The sequence below is a fragment of the Burkholderia sp. AU30198 genome (genome assembly GCF_020419825.1).
GTDB lineage: Bacteria > Pseudomonadota > Gammaproteobacteria > Burkholderiales > Burkholderiaceae > Burkholderia.
Genome location: NZ_JAIZSA010000049.1, coordinates 1 through 3,010, shown reverse-complemented (window position 1 = coordinate 3,010; position 3,010 = coordinate 1). Strand labels below are relative to the sequence as shown.

Below are 3,010 nucleotides of genomic sequence, written 5' to 3'. Positions count from 1 at the left end.
GGGGACTAGATCCCCTTGAAGGGTCGTTCGAGACCAGGACGTTGATAGGTCAGGTGTGTAAGCGCAGTAATGCGTTCAGCTAACTGATACTAATTGCCCGTAAGGCTTGATCCTATAACAAGTCTGTCTCGATAGCCGTTAGCGCTTCAGCGCTTACGGATATCGAGCGTCGAGTGCAAGGCACTCGACGTACTGCGGTTGAACTACCGCGTATGTGTGAGATACAACCTCACAACCCAACGAAATTACTGCTTCTTCCAAGATTGGTTGTGCTGCGAAGCAGCGCAACAACCCCTTTTTCCTGATGACCATAGCGAGTCGGTCCCACCCCTTCCCATCCCGAACAGGACCGTGAAACGACTCTACGCCGATGATAGTGCGGATTCCCGTGTGAAAGTAGGTAATCGTCAGGCTCCCTAAGCCAAGAACCCCCGCCCGAAAGGCGGGGGTTTTTGCATTGGCGCGGCGCAAATGCGTGTGCGGGATCGGGAAGAGCATTGCACTCGTTGATCACCACCGCCACCGGCGAGATCAACCTCCCTCTTGTGGAGCGGAGCAGCTCCTATCGGCACCGCTGAGCGCTGCGCTTTCTCAGCCAGCAGAGGCGGATGTTGCTAAAGCGGCACGGACGACGTACCGCGACCGAGCAAAAGGCCTGCCGTCGAAGTCAGATGTAACGCTACTTCGTTGCCTCGAAAGCAACGTTTCCGTTCTGAAGGTTTGGGCTGCGTATCGAAAGTCGTCGCACGCGATTGTCAGTGCTGCGACCGGGGGCCCGACTTCGCCGGTTTCCGAAGGCGTCGCCATTCCCACCGGGATCCTGATCGTTAAAGGCCCTCGCCGAACGGGGAGGGCCTTGGAAATGATCACCAGTTGAAGGGCCCTTGAACGCGGTGCGCGACGTTTCCGCCTTCCGGCATGTAGTGGATCACGAATGACTTGCGCGTGCTCCCTGGGGCGACATAATCGGCGCCGCCGTGCACGAGCATCCCATGCCAGAAAAGGACCTCGCCCTTTTTCGCGAGGAACTCGTTGCGCTCGTATTTCGATGCAACCTCTTCAATGTACTCTTGATACCGATCTGATTGCTCGGGGGATGATGTGCGGCGTTGAGTCTGCGGGTAGTTATCGAACTCGCTGAAAAGTGGCTCGCGGTGCGATTTCGGGAAATAGACCAGCGGCCCAGAGCCGGGCTTGATGTCTTCGAGCGCAACCCACACGCCGATAAGCGCATTCATCGGCCATGTGTGGAAGACGCATGTGTCCTGATGCAGAAGTTGCATGCTTCCCTTTGAAAAGGTCAGCGAGAAGTGCGGCACGGCTGCGCGATCGAGTAGTGCGGAACAGATGCGGATACCCATTTAGACAGCAAATCGCGCTCATCTGCGCTGAGCCCCCACCGAGCCGCGATTTCTGGAACTCGCGTTAACGCGTCGGGTTCTTCAAACCAAAGCTTGTAAGTCCGCTCGTTTTTCCAGTCGATGATGCCTGACCGGGTTGCCGCTCGTCGTTCAAAGGCTCTTTTGACTTTTGAGATTATCGAGTTCATGCAGTTCCTCGGAAATAACGCAGGAGTTTGAAAGTCCAGGCGGTGTGGCTGCTCGCAGAATATCGACGAATGGTTTTAACCGCCGCCTTCGGGCGGCATTTTGATGGGATTTCTGATGGATACTGAGGCGCTCGCCGAAGCCGGGTGCACTACTTTAAGTGAACCGGGTGCAGTCTTCGCGGACCCCCGGCGCCGCTCGGAGGGGCAGCACGACTGGACGATTCTACAGTACGGGGATGCGATTTTGAGCCAGGCGAAATCGTAAAGCGCATTCGAGATTTTTTGCAGTGCACACATATACGACGAGTGATGCGTTCGGAACGGCAATCGGCAACTTCAATCGAGCCGTCAAAGCGGTTTCCGAGAAACTCGACAAGCTCGACAAAAAGGCGGACAAGCAATGAACGTAAGCGCCTCCCAGCTGGTCGGGTCGCGGCGTGCGGGGCAAACGCCGCGAAGTTCGCTGTCTTGTTGCCGTGCTCGAGCGTTCCGCAGCATTAACGATTCAGTACCGGAAGCAAGGCTTCGCTGTCCGGCGCAACGACCGGGAGGCGCGCGCAAACCCGCCCGCGCGTCGCTTTTCCGAGGCGGCACCGGGGCATTCGACGCGAGGCTCCGGTGTCCCGCCAGCAGCGGTGCTAAAGCCCCTACGAATACGGGGAGCAACGTTGGCAGAGCCCCCGGCACGATATTTGCAAAAAATTTGTGTCTACCCGCTTGGCAGAGTGCTCAAGAGGTCGTATGATGGCGGTCTTTCGTTTTCAGCGTAGATGCAGATCGACGTTGAGGGCGGAGTCTGACGAAGATGTGGCACTGATCAGTAGCAACCATGCTTGCCTTAGCCGGGCAAGGGCGGGAGATCGGTGGTCAAGTAGGTGTCGGGAAGAGAGTGAAAATAATCTTCCGGATGTGCTTGACAGATGTGCGATGCACCCCCATAATCGTCAGTTCTCTACGGAGGGGTGCCCGAGTGGCTAAAGGGGGCAGACTGTAAATCTGTTGGCTTACGCCTACGTTGGTTCGAATCCAACCTCCTCCACCAAGATTATCAGCGCAGTGAGCGGTAAGGAATCGGTTGTGGCCCGTGCGGGTGTAGCTCAATGGTAGAGCAGAAGCCTTCCAAGCTTACGACGAGGGTTCGATTCCCTTCACCCGCTCCAGACCGCGAAGTTGAAGCGTTAAGCGCCCATGTGGCTCAGTGGTAGAGCACTCCCTTGGTAAGGGAGAGGTCGGCAGTTCGATCCTGCCCATGGGCACCAGCAGTAAAAAGTCAGTGTCTTGTTTGCGCGCGGCGCAACCTGTGAAATTCCTTTTGGGAGTCGAAAATGGCCAAGGGTAAATTCGAGCGGACCAAGCCGCACGTGAACGTTGGTACGATTGGTCACGTTGACCACGGCAAGACGACGCTGACGGCAGCGATCACGACGGTTCTGACGAAGAAGTTCGGCGGCGAAGCGAAGG

2 protein-coding genes, 3 tRNA genes and 2 rRNA genes are annotated in these 3,010 nt (G+C 56.8%); 6 read left to right on the top strand and 1 reads right to left on the bottom strand.

The features are described from left to right. Together LGN19_RS39420 and rrf are read left to right on the top strand one after the other, a co-directional pair. Positions 1–114: ribosomal RNA gene (locus tag LGN19_RS39420) — 23S ribosomal RNA — on the top strand; the annotation flags it as partial. A gap of 186 nt (positions 115–300) precedes the next feature. Beyond that, positions 301–413: ribosomal RNA gene (gene rrf, locus LGN19_RS39415) — 5S ribosomal RNA — on the top strand. 453 nt (positions 414–866) lie between these two features. Here the strand turns inward: rrf and LGN19_RS39410 are convergent. Continuing rightward, positions 867–1,361 carry a phytanoyl-CoA dioxygenase family protein gene (locus LGN19_RS39410; protein ID WP_226220239.1) on the bottom strand — a complete coding sequence of 165 codons (495 nt, stop codon included), beginning with the start codon at positions 1,359–1,361 and terminating at the stop codon, positions 867–869. A 1,144-nt stretch (positions 1,362–2,505) separates the two neighbouring features. Between LGN19_RS39410 and LGN19_RS39405 the strand changes: the two genes are divergently transcribed. The 4 genes from LGN19_RS39405 to LGN19_RS39390 form a co-directional block, all read left to right on the top strand. Continuing rightward, positions 2,506–2,591, top strand: a tRNA-Tyr gene (locus LGN19_RS39405). Positions 2,592–2,635: 44 nt separating this feature from the next. Then, positions 2,636–2,709: transfer RNA gene (locus LGN19_RS39400), tRNA-Gly, on the top strand. A gap of 24 nt (positions 2,710–2,733) precedes the next feature. Then, positions 2,734–2,808: transfer RNA gene (locus LGN19_RS39395), tRNA-Thr, on the top strand. 66 nt (positions 2,809–2,874) lie between these two features. Continuing rightward, on the top strand, positions 2,875–3,010 hold a 136-nt coding region (locus LGN19_RS39390), incomplete at its 3' end, for a GTP-binding protein (RefSeq protein WP_233634994.1).